15 protein-coding genes are annotated in these 16,962 nt (G+C 31.7%); 14 read left to right on the top strand and 1 reads right to left on the bottom strand.

The annotated features are described in order from the left end of the window. The first annotated feature begins 42 nt into the window (after positions 1–42). The 5 genes from J2W48_RS04650 to ctlX all read left to right on the top strand — a co-directional run bounded on the left by J2W48_RS04650 (position 43) and on the right by ctlX (position 6,157). Entirely contained in the window at positions 43–1,326 is a 1,284-nt protein-coding gene (locus tag J2W48_RS04650) for an HlyD family secretion protein (protein ID WP_310278787.1), read from the top strand. 172 nt (positions 1,327–1,498) lie between these two features. Continuing rightward, positions 1,499–2,791: a phosphopyruvate hydratase gene (gene eno / locus J2W48_RS04645; RefSeq protein WP_310278784.1), complete on the top strand. Its 1,293-nt coding sequence runs from the start codon at positions 1,499–1,501 to the stop codon at positions 2,789–2,791. 156 nt (positions 2,792–2,947) lie between these two features. After that, positions 2,948–4,225, top strand: coding sequence for a citrate synthase (locus tag J2W48_RS04640; protein ID WP_310278781.1), 1,278 nt, complete (start codon positions 2,948–2,950; stop codon positions 4,223–4,225). A 66-nt stretch (positions 4,226–4,291) separates the two neighbouring features. Beyond that, complete coding sequence (locus tag J2W48_RS04635) at positions 4,292–5,206, top strand: dimethylarginine dimethylaminohydrolase family protein (protein WP_310278778.1); 915 nt, start codon at positions 4,292–4,294, stop codon at positions 5,204–5,206. Positions 5,207–5,221: 15 nt separating this feature from the next. Further along, a complete protein-coding gene (ctlX, locus tag J2W48_RS04630) occupies positions 5,222–6,157 on the top strand; it encodes a citrulline utilization hydrolase CtlX (RefSeq protein ID WP_310278775.1) in 936 nt (311 codons plus the stop codon). A gap of 78 nt (positions 6,158–6,235) precedes the next feature. Here ctlX and J2W48_RS04625 read toward each other — a convergent pair whose 3' ends face one another. Further along, positions 6,236–6,865 (bottom strand): MarC family NAAT transporter, encoded by a 630-nt coding sequence (locus tag J2W48_RS04625; protein WP_310278772.1) that lies wholly within the window; start codon positions 6,863–6,865, stop codon positions 6,236–6,238. A 154-nt stretch (positions 6,866–7,019) separates the two neighbouring features. Here J2W48_RS04625 and J2W48_RS04620 point away from each other — a divergent pair, with 154 nt between their 5' ends. The 9 genes from J2W48_RS04620 to J2W48_RS04580 all read left to right on the top strand — a co-directional run bounded on the left by J2W48_RS04620 (position 7,020) and on the right by J2W48_RS04580 (position 16,960). Beyond that, on the top strand, positions 7,020–7,385 hold the full coding sequence (locus J2W48_RS04620) for a CoA-binding protein (protein WP_310278769.1): 366 nt from the start codon (positions 7,020–7,022) through the stop codon (positions 7,383–7,385). Between the two features lie 128 nt (positions 7,386–7,513). Continuing rightward, the gene (recR, locus tag J2W48_RS04615) at positions 7,514–8,134 is read left to right on the top strand and encodes a recombination mediator RecR (RefSeq protein WP_310278766.1); all 621 of its coding nucleotides are present in this window, start codon (positions 7,514–7,516) and stop codon (positions 8,132–8,134) included. A 72-nt stretch (positions 8,135–8,206) separates the two neighbouring features. Continuing rightward, positions 8,207–9,004: a polysaccharide biosynthesis/export family protein gene (locus tag J2W48_RS04610; RefSeq protein WP_310278763.1), complete on the top strand. Its 798-nt coding sequence runs from the start codon at positions 8,207–8,209 to the stop codon at positions 9,002–9,004. A 16-nt stretch (positions 9,005–9,020) separates the two neighbouring features. After that, on the top strand, positions 9,021–11,465 hold the full coding sequence (locus J2W48_RS04605) for a GumC family protein (protein WP_310278760.1): 2,445 nt from the start codon (positions 9,021–9,023) through the stop codon (positions 11,463–11,465). A gap of 10 nt (positions 11,466–11,475) precedes the next feature. Continuing rightward, positions 11,476–12,459 carry an SDR family oxidoreductase gene (locus tag J2W48_RS04600; RefSeq protein WP_310278757.1) on the top strand — a complete coding sequence of 328 codons (984 nt, stop codon included), beginning with the start codon at positions 11,476–11,478 and terminating at the stop codon, positions 12,457–12,459. Positions 12,460–12,485: 26 nt separating this feature from the next. Beyond that, a complete protein-coding gene (locus J2W48_RS04595) occupies positions 12,486–13,877 on the top strand; it encodes a UDP-glucose 6-dehydrogenase (RefSeq protein WP_310278754.1) in 1,392 nt (463 codons plus the stop codon). 11 nt (positions 13,878–13,888) lie between these two features. Next, positions 13,889–14,359, top strand: a complete 471-nt coding sequence (locus J2W48_RS04590) for a UpxY family transcription antiterminator (RefSeq protein ID WP_310278751.1) — start codon at positions 13,889–13,891, stop codon at positions 14,357–14,359. Between the two features lie 280 nt (positions 14,360–14,639). Beyond that, positions 14,640–15,920 (top strand): nucleotide sugar dehydrogenase, encoded by a 1,281-nt coding sequence (locus J2W48_RS04585; protein WP_310278749.1) that lies wholly within the window; start codon positions 14,640–14,642, stop codon positions 15,918–15,920. Between the two features lie 32 nt (positions 15,921–15,952). Continuing rightward, positions 15,953–16,960, top strand: coding sequence for a mannose-1-phosphate guanylyltransferase (locus J2W48_RS04580; protein WP_310278746.1), 1,008 nt, complete (start codon positions 15,953–15,955; stop codon positions 16,958–16,960). Positions 16,961–16,962 lie beyond the last annotated feature (2 nt).

The raw sequence follows: 16,962 nt of genomic DNA, 5'->3' as shown, positions 1-16,962 counted from the left end.
TGAAATTAATGATTTTTGATTTAAGTATTTAAAAAAGATATAATGCTAGACGAAAAAGAGATAGAGTTAAGAAATGAAGAAGTGCAAGAAATCTTAACGCGAGTTCCGCCTTGGATGATCCGTTGGGGTTCAGTTGTGATTTTATCAATCTTATTATCATTGTTTTTCATATCCTGGTTGTTTAAATATCCGGATATAATTTCGACACAAATTGTTATTACAACCAATATTCCACCTGAAAAGTTAGTTGCTAAAGTAACAGGGAAAATAGAAGCTATTTTAGTAAAAGACAAAATAGTAGTTTCAAAGAATACTCCAATTGCTATTATTGAAAATTCAGCTAATTATAAAGATGTGTTCTTGCTAAGAAGTATTGTTGATACTATTAATATTGATAGAAGTAAATTTCCTTTTGAGAAGTTAAAACTAGCGCAATTTGGAGATGTTGAAAATACCTTTGCTATTTTTCAAAAAGAAAGCATTACTGATGAATTGAATGCTAATTTGCATCCGTACCAAGTAGAAAAAGAGGCGCAAAATTATGAAGCTATTCAGTTAAAACAACGTTTGAATTTATTAGAATCGCAAAAAGAAATTAATCAAAATGAATTACAACTTCAAAAAAACGACCTTAATCGTTACGAAATATTATATAATAAAGGGATTGTTTCAGAGCAAGAAATTGAGAAACAAAGGTTAATCTATTTACAGTCTCAAAAAAATTACAAGAGTGTTTTGAGTACAATTTCGCAATTAAAATCTTCACTAAATGAATTAAATAGAAGTAATAAGACTACACGAATTAATGAAAATAAAGAAAGCGTAAATTTAAAGCGCAATGTAATTCAATCTTTTTATCAGCTTAAAAAGGCTATTAAGGATTGGGAGTTAAATTACGTTTTACGTTCATCAATTGATGGAAAGGTAAGTTTTTTGCAACTTTGGGCCGAAAATCAAATTGTGAATGCTGGGGAAAATGTTTTTACAATTATTCCAACTAATGAAAATGGATATATAGGGAAATTAAGAGCTCCGGCTTTAAACTCAGGTAAAATCAAAACAGGACAATCTGTAAATATTCGACTGGCTAATTATCCAGATAGAGAATTTGGAATTGTTATGGGAGAAGTAAAAGCAATTTCGTTAACGCCTGATAAAGACGGAAATCTTCTTGTTGATGTTTCTTTGCCAAGTGGTTTGGAAACATCATATAAAAGACAGATTGTTTTTCAGCAAGAAATGTCTGGTTCTGCAGACATAATTACTGAAGATTTAAGATTAATAGAAAGGTTATTGTATCAATTTAGAGGTGTTTTTAACAGGTAGAAATATCAAATAGAAAAATAAAGAATTTGTCTTTTCTAATTTTCTATCAGCCAGGAAAATTTGTGTTATTGTAAAGATTACAACGTTATCGTTAATAAAATTCGATATTTTTTTGATTAGAATGAAAAAGTTAGAATATATTTGCGTGTTAGAAACTAAAAACTAAAAAATAATGAGTATTATAATAAAAGTTCACGCAAGACAAATTTTTGATTCCAGAGGTAATCCTACTATTGAAGTTGATGTTATTACAGAAAATGGAGTTTTAGGAAGAGCTGCTGTTCCATCTGGAGCTTCAACTGGAGAACATGAAGCTGTTGAATTACGTGACGGAGGAAAAGCATTTCTTGGAAAAGGAGTTTTAAATGCAGTGAATAATGTAAATACTGTTATTGCTGAAGAATTAGTTGGGACTTCTGTTTTCGAACAAAACACTATAGATCAGCTAATGATTGATTTAGATGGTACACCAAATAAATCAAAATTAGGGGCTAATGCTATTCTTGGGGTTTCTTTGGCTGCTGCAAAAGCTGCTGCTAATGAGCTTGGATTGCCATTATACAGATATGTAGGTGGAGTTTCTGCAAATACTTTGCCTGTGCCAATGATGAATATTATTAATGGTGGTTCACATTCTGATGCTCCAATTGCGTTTCAGGAATTCATGATTTTCCCTGTAAAAGCTACTTCTTTTTCACATTCTATGCAAATGGGAACTGAGATTTTTCATAGTTTGAAAAAAGTATTACATGACAGGGGATTGAGTACAGCTGTGGGCGATGAAGGAGGCTTTGCGCCAAATTTGGCAGGTGGAACTGAAGATGCTTTAGATACAATTAAATTAGCAGTTGAAAATGCAGGATATTCTTTCGGTGACGAAATTATGATTGCTCTTGACTGTGCTTCTGCTGAATTTTATGTAAATGGTAAATACGATTATTCTAAATTTGAAGGAGAAACCGGTAAAGTAAGATCTTCTGCTGAACAAGTAGAATATCTAGCTGAATTAGTTGCCAAATATCCAATTATTTCTATTGAGGATGGAATGGATGAAAATGACTGGGATGGATGGAAATTGCTGACTGAAAAAATCGGTGATAAAGTACAATTAGTTGGTGATGATTTATTTGTTACTAACGTTGAACGTTTATCAACTGGAATCGAAAAAGGTATTGCAAATTCAATTTTGGTAAAAGTAAATCAAATAGGTACTTTAACTGAAACTATTGCAGCTGTAAATATGGCTAAAAATGCAGGGTATACTTCAGTAATGTCTCATCGTTCAGGAGAAACAGAAGACAATACTATTGCTGATTTAGCAGTAGCTTTAAACTGTGGTCAGATTAAAACAGGTTCTGCTTCACGTTCTGATCGTATGGCAAAGTATAATCAATTATTAAGAATAGAAGAAGAGTTGGGAAATACGGCATATTTTCCGGGATTAAATGCATTCAAGATTAAATAAATATAAGATTTATAGTGTAGAATTAAACCATTCGTATTTTGCGAATGGTTTTTTTTTGGAGTTTTAACAAATTCATAGCATTATTCCTTTTTTAATTAGTCTTAAATTCCTTAGATTTGATAAATTATTATTTTAAAGATTTATTTCCGATATATTATGTCAAAAATAGCTACATTAGAAGTAGATGGTCAAAAAATTGAACTTCCAATAATTACTGGAAGTGAAAATGAATCAGCTATCGATATTAACAAATTACGTGATTTAACAGGTATTATTACAATTGATCCAGGGTACAAAAATTCAGGATCTTGTAAAAGTGAAATCACTTTCTTAGACGGAGAATTAGGAATTTTACGTTACAGAGGGTATTCAATCGAAGATTTAGCTGAAAAAGCTAATTTTCTTGAAGTTTCCTATCTTTTAATTTTTGGGGAGTTACCGACTGCTCAGGAATTAGAACAATTTGAAAATGATATTAAAAAACATACTTTGGTAAACGAAGAAATGAAAAATATCATTGATGGTTTTCCAAAAACGGCTCATCCAATGGGGGTCTTATCTGCTTTAACAAGTGCTTTAACAGCATTTAACCCAAAAGCAGTAAATGTAGAAAATGAAAAAGAAATGTATGAAGCTATTTGTAAAACAATGGCTAAGTTTCTTGTAATTGCTACATGGACTTACAGAAAATCTATGGGTTATCCATTAAATTATTACGATAATACAAAAGGATATGTAGAGAACTTTATGCAATTGATGTTTCAATTACCGACAGGTCCTTACAAAGCAAGTCCTGTTGTTATCGATGCATTAGATAAATTATTTATTTTACATGCTGATCACGAACAAAACTGCTCTACTTCTACAGTAAGAATGGTAGGTTCTTCTCATGCTGGTTTATTTGCTTCTGTTTCTGCCGGAGTTTCTGCTCTTTGGGGGCCTCTTCACGGAGGAGCTAATCAGGCTGTTCTTGAAATGTTAGAAGAAATCAATAAAGATGGTGGAGATACAGATAAATTTTTAGCAAAAGCAAAAGATAAAAATGATCCTTTCCGTTTAATGGGATTTGGTCACAGAGTTTACAAAAATTTTGATCCAAGAGCGAAAATCATTAAAAAAGCAGCTAAAGAAGTATTAGAAACTTTGGGGGTTGAAGATCCGATTTTAGAAATAGCTAAAAAATTAGAAGCTGCAGCTCTTGAAGATGATTACTTCAAATCGAGAAACTTATATCCAAATGTTGATTTTTATTCTGGAATTATTTACAGAGCATTAGGGATTCCGACAGATATGTTTACGGTTATGTTCGCAATTGGAAGATTACCGGGCTGGATTGCACAATGGAAAGAAATGCGTGAAAATAAAGAACCAATTGGTAGGCCAAGGCAAATTTATACAGGACATCCGCTAAGAGACTTTAAGTCTAAAAAATAAAATCATTTCAAAAGCTTCACTTAACTGTGAAGCTTTTTTTATATTTGCACAAAATCTAATACATTTATGTTGCAATTAAATATAAAGAATGAAACATCAAGATTACGTGCTGTAGTTTTGGGTTCTGCCGTTCATAATGGGCCAACACCATCAATAGATGAGGCTTATGATCCCAAATCATTGGAACATATTAAAGCAGGAACATATCCTGTCGAAAAAGATATGATTGCAGAAATGGATGCTTTTAATAGTGTGTTTCAAAAATATGATGTAACTGTTTATCGCCCTGAAATGATTGATAATTATAATCAAATCTTTGCAAGAGATATTGGTTTTGTGATTGATGATATTTTTGTAAAATCTAATATTTTACCAGATAGGGAGCGTGAACTTGATGCAATTCAATATATTATAAATCAAATTAATCCAATGAAGGTAGTTCGTCCGCCAGAAGAAGTTCATATTGAAGGCGGAGATGTTATGTTATGGAACGATCATGTTTTCATTGGAACCTATAAAGGAAGTGACTATAAAGATTATATTACTGCAAGGACTAATATGCATGGTGTAAATTTTATTAAAGAATTGTTTCCGAACAAGGTTGTAAAAGATTTTGATTTGGTTAAATCTAAGATTGAAGCCCGAGATAACGCTTTACATTTAGATTGTTGTTTTCAGCCAGTTGGAAAAAATAAAGGAATAATTTATAAAAGAGGTTTCCGCGAAGAAGCTGATTATATGTATTTAGTTAATCTTTTTGGGAGAGAGAATTTATTTCATATTGAAAGAAATGAAATGTATAATATGTTTTCCAATGTGTTTTCAATTGATGAAAACGTAGTAGTTTCAGAGAAAAATTTTACTAGATTAAATAATTGGCTGCGTGCAAATGGTTTTATAGTGGAAGAAATTCCGTATGCTGAAATTGCAAAGCAAGAAGGATTATTGAGATGCTCGACTTTACCATTAATTAGAGATTAATTTTATATCAAAAACATGAAACAAACAACCAATACAGTTGTAATGATTCGACCTGTTGCTTTCAGAATGAATGAGCAAACAGCTATTAATAATTATTATCAAAAAGTTTTAGACGGGCTTTTGCCAAGTACGGTAAATGCTAAAGCACAACAAGAGTTTGATGTTTTTGTAGAAAAATTGAGATCGGTTGGGGTTGACGTTACGGTTATTGAAGATAATCTGGAAACTGATACACCAGATAGCATTTTTCCAAACAACTGGGTTTCATTTCATGAAAACGGAGATGTGGCTTTGTATCCAATGTTTGCTGAAAACCGTCGTCAGGAACGCCGTGAAGATATTTTGGATATTTTAGAAGAAAAAGGCTTTGAGATTAATAATATCATGGATTATACGTCTGCGGAAGAAGATGGCTTTTTTCTGGAAGGAACGGGTAGTTTGCTTTTAGACAGAGTCAATGCTAAAGCTTATTGTGCTTTATCACCTCGTGCTGATGAAGAATTGTTTATTGAATTTTGTGAAGATTTTGATTATGCACCGGTAATTTTTGAGGCATTTCAGACAGTTGATGGAGAACGTAAATTAATATACCATACGAATGTAATGATGTGCTTAGGGGAAACATTTGTTGTAATTTGTGCTGATTGCATTGATGATAGAAAAGAACGCAAAATGGTTCTGGAAAACTTGCAAGCTGATAAGAAGGAAATCATTTTAATCACTGAAGCACAAGTAAATAATTTTGCAGGTAATATGTTGGAAGTTAAAGGTGCAAATGACAAAAAATATATTGTTATGAGTGCATCTGCACATCAAAGTTTAACTCCAAAACAAATTAAACAATTAGAAACCCATGCCGAGATTTTAAGTTCAAGTTTAGATACAATTGAAGCTTGTGGAGGAGGAAGTGCCAGATGTATGATAGCGGAAGTGTTTTTACCAAGAAACTAAAAATATTATTAATAAAACAAAAGAGGATAAAAGATTCACGCTTTTATCCCTTTTTTGTTTTTATATGAATGAAATAATCTACATCAGATTTCCTTTAATAATATTAATAATGGAGCTTACTATATATTGTATTCCAATAGAGATTACAATAAATCCAACAATTCTGGAAATTGCCACAATTCCGGATGCACCCAGTATTCTGGCGAGGTAATGTGCGCTTTTCAAAATAGCAAAAATGGCAATCGCAATTGCTAAAATAGCTAAACTCGAAATAATAATTTCGTTTATTTGATGATGTTCCTGATAAAAAGCGATCAATAAAGAAATAGATCCGGGACCCGCCAGCATTGGAATAGCCAAAGGTGTCAAGGCAATGTCATTTCTTTTTTGTGCATCAGTTTCAATTTTTTTATTGATTCCTCGTTTCTTATTAAATTTTCCCGACAACAATGAAAATCCTGAATTCACAATCACTATTCCTCCGGCAATTCTTAAAGCATCAATACTAATTCCAAAAAAAGTCAAAACATACTGACCAATAAAATAAGAGACCATCAGGATAATAAAAACATTTATAGCGGTCCATAATGAAATTCTGGAACGTTCTCTTTTTGAATCATCATGTGTTAATCCAACAAAGATAGGAACGGTTCCAATAGGGTTTAAAACAGAGAAAAGAGCAGCAAATAAGTAGATAAATAAATCCATATTTTTTTTGATTAGTAGTGTAAAAATAGTCAAAATTTAAGATCTTATTTCAAATTCATGTTAGGATATAGTTTTTTATCTTAAGATCTCTCTATCAATAATGCAGAGGAATTAATGTTTTTTTTTGATTACTTTTGTAGCATATTTAAAAATAATGAAAAATAAAAAAACCTTAGTTCTGGGAGCAACGACTAAACCTGAACGCTATGCTTTTAAAGCTATAAATATGTTAACGCAAAAAGGTCACACCGTTTTGGCAATAGGCCAGAATGTAGGTGAAGTTGCTGGGGTAAAAATTCACACCAAGGCAATTCCAGTTAAAAATATTGATACTGTAACTTTGTACTTAAACCCTGTTCGTCAGCGGGATTATTATAATTATATCATCGAAGCTCAGCCAAAAAGAGTAATTTTTAACCCGGGAACAGAAAATCCCGAATTGTATCAGTTACTTGATTTAAACGATATTAAGGCAGAAGTTGCCTGTACCTTAGTTTTGCTCGCCACTAATCAATATTAGTTTTTTTTAAGAGCTATTTCGGGCGATCCACCATGTCTTTTCAGGCTGGAAGCAGTCAGAAAAAGGATGACGTTACTGTGTCTGGGGCTATACTTTAAAAAAACATTAAAAGTATTACTTTTGTTAATATGGAATTTTCATCAAAACTAATAGAAAAGGCTGTCAGCGAAATGTCGCAATTACCTGGTATTGGTAAACGTACAGCATTGCGACTTGTTTTGCATTTATTAAAACAACCCAAAGAACAAACCGGTTTTTTATCTCAGGCGCTTTTAAATATGCGTCAGGATATTAAGTTCTGTGAAAATTGCAATAATATTTCTGATACAAAAGTTTGCGAAATTTGTGCCAATTCATCGAGAAATCAACAAACAATTTGTGTTGTCGAAGATATTCGGGATGTTATGGCAATAGAAAATACCGGGCAATATAAAGGTATTTATCATGTTTTAGGAGGTAAGATTTCTCCAATTGAAGGAGTGGGCCCAAGTCAGTTAAATATTGTGAGCTTAGTAGAAAAAGTAAAATCAGGAACGGTCGTGGAAATTATTTTTGCGTTAAGCTCAACAATGGAAGGAGACACAACTAACTTTTACATTTATAAACAAATAGCTGAATCTGAAATTATAATTTCAACTATTGCACGTGGAATATCAGTTGGAGATGAATTAGAATATGCAGACGAAGTCACACTTGGAAGAAGTATTTTACATCGTGTTCCTTTTGAAAAAACATTTAAAAACATTTAAAATAAAAACGTATGCAATCAAGATTTTCTCATAATTAAAGGAAAAGCTATATTTGCTGATAAAAATTAAAAAATGACAAAAAACGGTTTTTATATATTACTATTAATTAGCGTCCTGTTTACTTCATGTATTCCCGTAAAAGATTTAGTGTATTTACAAGATAAAGGAACTTCAGATAATCAAACTACAGTATTATCTGTAGAATCAAAACCCTACAGGTTGCAGGCAAACGATATTTTGAGTGTAGATATAAAGGCAATAGATCCTAAACTAGTTAGTATTTTTAGTTCTTCAGAAAATTCTGCTTCAGGAAATAATAGTAAATCAGAATCAGGATTGTATTTTCAAGGATTTACGGTTGATGATCACGGTAATATCAGAATGCCAATTTTAGGGGAGATAAACGTTATTGGGTATACCCTTGAAGAAGTCCGCATAAAAATTGAAAAAAAATTACTCGAAGAATATTTTAAAGCAGAAGCAAATATATTTGTTACCGTTAAATTAGCAGGCTTTAGATATACTATTAACGGAGAAGTTGGAAGTACCGGAACAAAAACATTGTTTCAGGAACATGTAAACATTATGGAAGCTATTGCAAATGCAGGTGATATTACAACAGTTGGTAATAGAAAATCGGTGACCGTAATAAGACAAACACCTACAGGGGTACAAATGAATGATGTCGATCTTACCGATGTAAATGTAATGAAATCACCTTATTATTATTTACAGCCAAATGATTATGTATATGTGAAACCATTAAAACAAAAAACGTGGGGGACTGGTCAGACAGGAATACAATCAATAGGAACAATTATTACTTTGTTGTCTTTAGCAACAACGGTTTATTTATTGTTGAAAAATTAAAAATTAAGTTCACACCATGTTAGATATAAAAGATTTTTCGATTTTTGAAAACCATAAAAGCTTTGACTTTAAAGGTTTTTTGATTAAAATCGGAGGCTATTGGAAATTGTTTTTAATAAGTTTACTAATAGCATTTACAATTGCTTATCAGGTAAACATTCGCAAAGAGAAGATATATGCAATGCAAACTTTAATTTCTATTAAAGAGCAAAGCAATCCTTTTTTTACCTCTAATACAAGTTTAGTTTTTAATTGGGGAGGGATTTCAGATCAGGTAACAGGTGTCTCAACTATTTTACAATCAAGATCCCATAATGAAATAGTTGTGGATAAATTGCAGTATTATATTGATTATCTCGAGCAGGGGAAGTATAATATGATTGATGTTTATGGAGCAACTCCTTTTTATATTAATATTGATAAATCGAAACCTCAGTTATCAGGTTCGTTAATTGGAATTAGATTTATAAGTGAAAATGAATATGAAATTAGAATACCTTTTGAAAATAATTCGGTTTCATTATTTACCTATTCAAGTAATAGTTATAGTCAAACAGCAGTTGAGCCCATTGAATTTGTCAAAAAGTATAAAGTAGGGAAACAAGTTTCATTACCTTTTTTAAATTGGAAACTTGAGATAAAAGATAACCCTGGATTTTACAAAGGCAAAGAATATTTTATAAGATTTAACAATTTTGACGGTACTGTTTCTCGTTACAGAGGAATTAATGTTGATTCGGAAAAAGGGGGGTCTATTCTTACATTGTCTTTAAATGGCACAAACAAAGCCAGAATGGTAGAATATTTGAATTCGACTGTTAAAATGCTTATTAAGATGCAACTCGATAGTAAAAATCAATTCGCTACCAATACAATCAGTTTTATTGATAGTACACTTGTAGCTATGGAGTCTCAATTAAAGGAAACAGGTAATGAATTAAAATCATTTAGAAAAGATAAAAATATTTATGATATTGAACAGGGGGGAGGAAAGTTTTCTGATAAAATCTCTGGTTTCGATGTGCAGAAAGATGAAGTTACCCGAAAAATTGCCTACTACAATTCATTAAAAGCATATCTTAGAAACAGTGTAGATTATTCTAAATTACCTGCTCCATCCGTGGCTGGTATTGAAGACCCTAATATTGTTGTAAATATTTCTAAACTTATAACTTTGTCAACTCAAAGATCTGAAATGTCTTACGCAGTAAAAAGTGATAAGATTTTCAAGGATTTTGACAATCAGATGATAGCTGTTAAAAATGTTTTGTTAGAGAACATCGCTACCGCAAAATCTTCTTTACAATATGATTTGGCAATAATCAGCAGTAAAATTGGGGAGGTAGAAAGTACTATAAAAAAACTTCCCGAGGAGCAGCAAGAACTGTTAAAAATAAAAAGAAAATATGATTTAAGCGACAATATTTACAGTACTTTTTTACAGAAACGAAATGAGGCCGATATTGTAAAAGCATCTAATTTATCGGATATTTATTTTATAGATCCTGCTAAAGATATAGGAGGAGGGCTAATTGGTCCAAAAACTTCTGTGAATTATGTACTGGCTTTATTTTTAGGTATCTTAATTCCTTTAATTATAGTTTTCATACTTTTCTTTATCAATAATTCTATTCAGAATACGGATGATATTACCAATCAGACCCAAATCCCATTGATAGGTGTGGTTGGTGTAAATAAAGAAAAATCAAGTTTAGCCGTTTTTGATAAACCTAAATCGCCATTATCAGAAGCCTTTAGGGCAATACGTTCGTCGTTACAATTTTTATATAAAAAGCAACAGCTTGATGGTGCAAAAACATTAATGATTACTTCCTCTATTAGTGGTGAAGGAAAAACATTTTGCTCTATAAATATAGCGACCGTATTTGCATTGAGTGAAAAAAGAACTGTTATAGTGGGTCTGGATTTGAGAAAACCAAAATTAAGCGAAGAATTTAATTTAATAAATAATTTCGGGGTTGTTAATTATTTAATAAAACAAAAAAGCCTTGCAGAAATTGTAAATAAAACTAAAATCCCATATTTGGATGTTATTCTTTCGGGACCAGTTCCTCCAAATCCTTCGGAATTAATTATAGGCGAAACAATGAAGGAATTTATAGATGAACTCAAAAAAAACTATGACTATATCATACTTGATACACCACCGGTTGGACTTGTTTCTGACGCATTAGAATTGATTGAGTTTAGCGATGTTACCCTATATGTAGTAAGGCAAAATTATACAAAAAAGGAAATGATTATGCTGTTGAATAATCGTGTAAAAAGAGGGGAATTAACTAATGTAAGTATTGTTTTGAATGGATTTGAAAATAAAGCAAAGTATGGATCAGCATATGGCTATGGTTATGGATATGGAGCATATTCTAATGGATATCATGAAGAGGAAGTAAAAGAAGGTTTTATAAAGTCTGTTTTTAATAAATTCAATAAAAAATAAATTGAAATAGATGAAAAATTTGATTCAAAATTCAATTTTAATAACAGGAGGAGCAGGATTTATAGGTTCTAATCTATGTGAGTACTTTTTGGAGAAGGGACAAAAAGTAATTTGTTTGGACAATTTTTCTACCGGGCATCATCATAATTTAAAAGATTTCATGTCAAATCCAAATTTTAAATTAATAGAAGGTGATATTCGAAATATAAACGATTGTAATTTAGCGGCCCAAGGAGTTGATTATGTGTTGCATCAGGCCGCATTAGGCTCTGTACCCAGGTCTATCAATGATCCTGTTACGACCAATGATGTTAATGTTTCTGGTTTTTTAAACATGTTAGTCGCATCACGTGATGCAAAAGTTAAACGCTTTGTTTATGCAGCGAGTTCCTCTACTTATGGAGATTCTGAAGGATTGCCTAAAGTTGAAGAAGTAATAGGAAAACCATTGTCGCCATACGCAATTACAAAATATGTAAACGAGTTGTATGCTGAAATTTTCAGTAAAACATATGGACTGGAAACAATTGGGTTGCGTTATTTTAACGTTTTTGGAAGAAAACAAGATCCAAAAGGAGCATATGCTGCTGTAATTCCAAAATTTGTGATGCAGCTCATGAATTATGAAAGTCCGGTAATAAATGGCGATGGAAATTATTCAAGAGATTTTACTTATATAGATAATGTAATTCAAATGAATGATCTGGCTATTTCAAGTGAAAATCCCGATGCAATTAATACTGTTTATAATACTGCATTTGGAGACAGGAATACTTTGAATGATTTGGTTGGATACCTACAACAATATTTAACTGAATTTGATTCCAAAATTGCTGATGTAGAAATTATTTATGGTGTCAATAGAGTAGGTGACATTCCGCATTCATTAGCAAGTATTGATAAAGCAAAAAGATTGTTGGGTTATAACCCGGAATATTCTTTACAAGCTGGTCTCAGGGATGCTGTGAATTGGTATTGGAATAATTTAAGATAAAATAAAGTTAATTTAAAAGATATTAAATGGAAATTACAAAAATTTGCTGCATTGGTGCAGGATATGTTGGAGGGCCTACTATGGCAGTGATTGCACAAAAATGCCCTCATATTAAAGTTACTGTTGTCGATTTAAATGAACAAAGAATTAATGCATGGAATGATCCGAATACGGACAATATTCCAATTTATGAACCAGGGCTTTCTGAAATTGTAGCTGAAGCAAGAGGAAGGAATCTTTTTTTTTCAACAGATGTTGAAAAAGCTATAGATGAGGCACAGGTTATTTTTATTTCGGTAAATACACCAACCAAAACATATGGTAAAGGGAAAGGAATGGCTGCGGATTTAAAATATATCGAATTATGCGCAAGGCAAATTGCAAAAGTTGCCAAAGAAAATAAAATTGTCGTGGAAAAATCCACATTGCCTGTCAGAACAGCTGAAGCTATAAAAAGTATTCTTGATAATACAGGAAATGGAGTGCAGTTTCAAATCCTTTCTAATCCCGAATTTTTGGCAGAAGGTACAGCAGTTATGGATTTATTGAATCCGGATAGAATTTTAATTGGTGGTGACACAACACCAGAAGGTAAATCTGCTATTAATGCTTTAGTTGATGTTTATTCAAATTGGGTAAGCAGAGATAAAATTTTAACCACAAATGTTTGGTCTTCGGAATTGTCTAAACTTACGGCAAATGCATTTTTGGCGCAAAGAATTTCTTCTATTAACGCAATGTCAGAATTGTGCGAGAAAACAGGGGCAAATGTGAATGAGGTTGCTCGTGCTATTGGTATGGACAGTAGAATCGGCTCAAAATTTTTAAAAGCATCAGTAGGTTTTGGAGGCTCTTGTTTTCAAAAAGATATCTTGAACTTAGTTTATATAGCAAAAACTTACGGACTAAATGAAGTTGCTGATTATTGGGAACAGGTAATCATTATGAATGATCATCAAAAAAGAAGATTTTCGAATAAAATTGTTCAGACGCTTTATAACACTGTTGCTGAAAAAAAAATAACATTTTTAGGCTGGGCATTTAAAAAAGATACAAATGATACCCGAGAATCTGCCGCTATATATATTGCAGATGATTTAATCAATGAACAGGCAAAAATTTCTGTCTATGATCCTAAAGTATCCCGAAATAAAATCCTGAATGATCTGGATTATTTAGAAACAAGAAACGCCATTGATAATGCGAATGCTGTTGCTTCTTTTGATAATGCTTATGAAGCCTGTAAGGAAGCACATGCGATTGCTATTCTTACAGAATGGGATGAGTTTACGAATTATAATTGGCAAAAAATATACGATTCAATGCAGAAGCCAGCTTTCATTTTTGACGGTAGAAATATATTAAACGCAAAAGAATTAGAATTAATTGGATTTATCTACAAAGGAATAGGTTCTTAAAATAAATCAAAATGAATTGGTATGTTGTTTATACAAAGCCTAAATGGGAAAGGAAAGTAGCTGAAAGGCTAAATCAAATAGGTATTGAGTGCTATTGCCCTTTAATTACACAAATAAAACAATGGTCGGATAGAAAGAAGAAAGTCGAGGGACCACTTTTTAATTCCTATGTTTTTGTTCATTTGCCAGATGCCAATAGAACTTCTGTATTTAAAGTAGCAGGAGTTATTCGATACTTATTTTGGCTAGGAAAACCTGCAATAGTAAGAGATGAGGAAATTGAAACAATAAAAAAAAGTCTTTTAGATGTAGATATTTCCGAAGTTTTGGTTTTGCCGTATAAAAAAGGGGATAAAATAAAATTAGAAACCGGAGTGTTTAGCAGTCAGGATGCAATAGTACAGGAAATTTCAAATACACATTATATATTGGTTTTAGAGTCATTAGGATGTGTTTTAAAAATGAATATAAGAAAAAAATGATCTGAATTCCATTAGCTTACATAAAAAACAAAAACAAAAGGTCACTAATTTTAGTGATTTTTTGTTTTTTTAGAGCACACATCATTATTTGTTGACTTATAATGGGTTGAGTTTTTTTGTGATTTTTAGGTTCTTTTTTTAGTTATAAATTTTTTGAGAGTTGATTAAATTGACTTATTGTGCTATATTTGCCGGAATCCAATTCCAGATTATTCATGTCATATTATGTGACTTTGAATGGCGAAGCCGTACAACATGATAAAAGAAATTAAGGAAAAATATGAATAATAACATAAAGATAGCTGTAATTGGTTTAGGTTATGTTGGTTTGCCTTTAGCTCGTTTATTTGCAACACAATATTCTGTTTCAGGATTTGATATAAACCAAACCAGAATTACAAGTTTGAAATCAGGAACAGACAGTACTTTAGAAGTTGAAGATGCTGTTTTACAAAATGTTTTGGTTGATGTTCCTTATCAAAAAGGATTATATTGTACTTCAGATATAAGCCATTTAGCGGACTGTAATTATTTTATAATAACTGTTCCTACTCCAGTAGATAAAAATAATCGCCCGGATTTAACACCATTGTATAAATCTAGCGAGACGGTTGGGAAAATTTTAAAAAAAAATGATATTGTAATTTACGAGTCAACTGTTTATCCAGGTGCAACCGAGGAACAATGTGTACCAGTTTTAGAGAAAGTATCAGGATTGAAATTTAATGAAGATTTTTTTGCAGGATATTCACCTGAAAGAATCAATCCTGGAGATAAGGAACATACAGTAGAAAAAATTCTTAAAATAACTTCAGGATCTACTCCGGAAATTGGAGAAAAAGTGGATGCACTTTATAAATCGGTAATTACTGCAGGGACTTATCTCGCTCCAAACATAAAAGTAGCAGAAGCAGCAAAAGTTATAGAGAATTCACAACGAGACATAAATATTGCTTTTGTTAATGAATTGGCTAAGATATTCAATCTTATGAATATTGATACACAAGAAGTATTGGCAGCAGCAGCAACAAAATGGAATTTTCTACCTTTTAAACCCGGTCTGGTTGGTGGACATTGTATAGGTGTAGATCCGTATTATTTAGCGCAAAGGGCTCAAGAATTTGGATATCATCCTGAAATAATTTTGGCAGGACGTCGTTTAAATGATAGCATGGGAGAATATGTTGCATCCCAGATTGTTAAATTGATGATTAAAAAAGGGATATCAGTAAATGAGGCAGAACTTTTAATGCTTGGGGTTACTTTTAAAGAAAATTGTCCGGATGTAAGAAATACCAAAATAGTAGATGTAGTAAAAGCACTAAAAGAATATGGAATTTCAGTTACAATCTACGATCCTTTAGCTAATATTGAAGAAGTGAAAAAGGAATATGGATTGCAGACAGTAAAAAACCTTCCTGTAAAAAAATTTGATGCAATAGTTTTAGGAGTCGCACATTCAGAATTTCTAAAATTAAATTTTTTAGAATTACAAAAATTAAATAGTTTAATTTATGATGTAAAGGGAGTTTTAGGAACTATAGCTGATAATAGATTATAGTATTTAAAAACTCTCTCTTAATTGGAAAAGAAATGAAAACAAATAATTCAATAATACATGTAATTTTAACAGGAGGAATAGGCAGCAGATTATGGCCATTGTCTCGTAAAAGCCAGCCAAAACAATATTTAGAAATTTTTGAAAATAAATCGTTATTCGAAATGACCGTTGAGCGCAACAGCCATTTAGCTGATAAAGTTATGGTAGTTGGAAATGTAGACAATCACCATTTAAGTGGTAAGGTGATGGAGAAGACAAAAACTTCTTATGTTAACATTGTTGAAGCTACACCTCGAAATACAGCGGCGGCTATAGCTTTTGCAGCTTTTGCAGCTGATCCGGATGATATTTTAATTGTAACGCCTTCCGATCATATTATTGATAGAATGGAAGATTACAATACGGCCATCCAAGAAGCAGTTTTAAAAGCAGAAGATGGTTTTATTGTAACATTTGGGATTATTCCAACAAAGCCAGAAACAGGGTATGGGTATATAGAATCAAAGGGAGATAAAGTAATTTCATTTAGGGAAAAACCTAACGAAACTACAGCAAAAGATTTTATTGCGAAAGGGAATTTTTTATGGAATAGTGGTATGTTTTGCTTTAGAGCCCAAGTTTTGCTAAACGAATTAAAACAGTTTCAGCCTGAAGTTTATGAAAAATCAAAAGCAGTTTGGGAAGCAAGTAAAAATGGTTTCTTAGATTTAGATTTATCATTGGAAATCCCATCCATTAGTATTGATTATGCTGTAATGGAGAGAAGTAAAAAAATAAAAGTAGTGCCAGCATCTTTTTCATGGTCAGATTTGGGATCGTTTGAATCTGTTTATGAATATTTAGTTTCAAAAAGTCATCCTGTTGATGAGAATGGTAATATGGTAATAGGTTGTGAAAAACATACTACCTTTTTGGGATTAAAAAACATTATTTTTGTTTATACTGAGAGTGCTAATTTAATCTTGCAAAAAGAAAATTCGCAAGATGTGAAGGATATATACAATAAGTTGGAAAAACAAAATTCAGAATTATTAAATTAATT

Origin of the sequence: Flavobacterium piscis (genome assembly GCF_031457575.1) — a bacterium.
Classification (GTDB): Bacteria; Bacteroidota; Bacteroidia; order Flavobacteriales; family Flavobacteriaceae; genus Flavobacterium; species Flavobacterium piscis_A.
The sequence above is the reverse complement of the archived record's forward strand: the minus strand, read 5'-3'. Positions and strand labels throughout refer to the sequence as shown.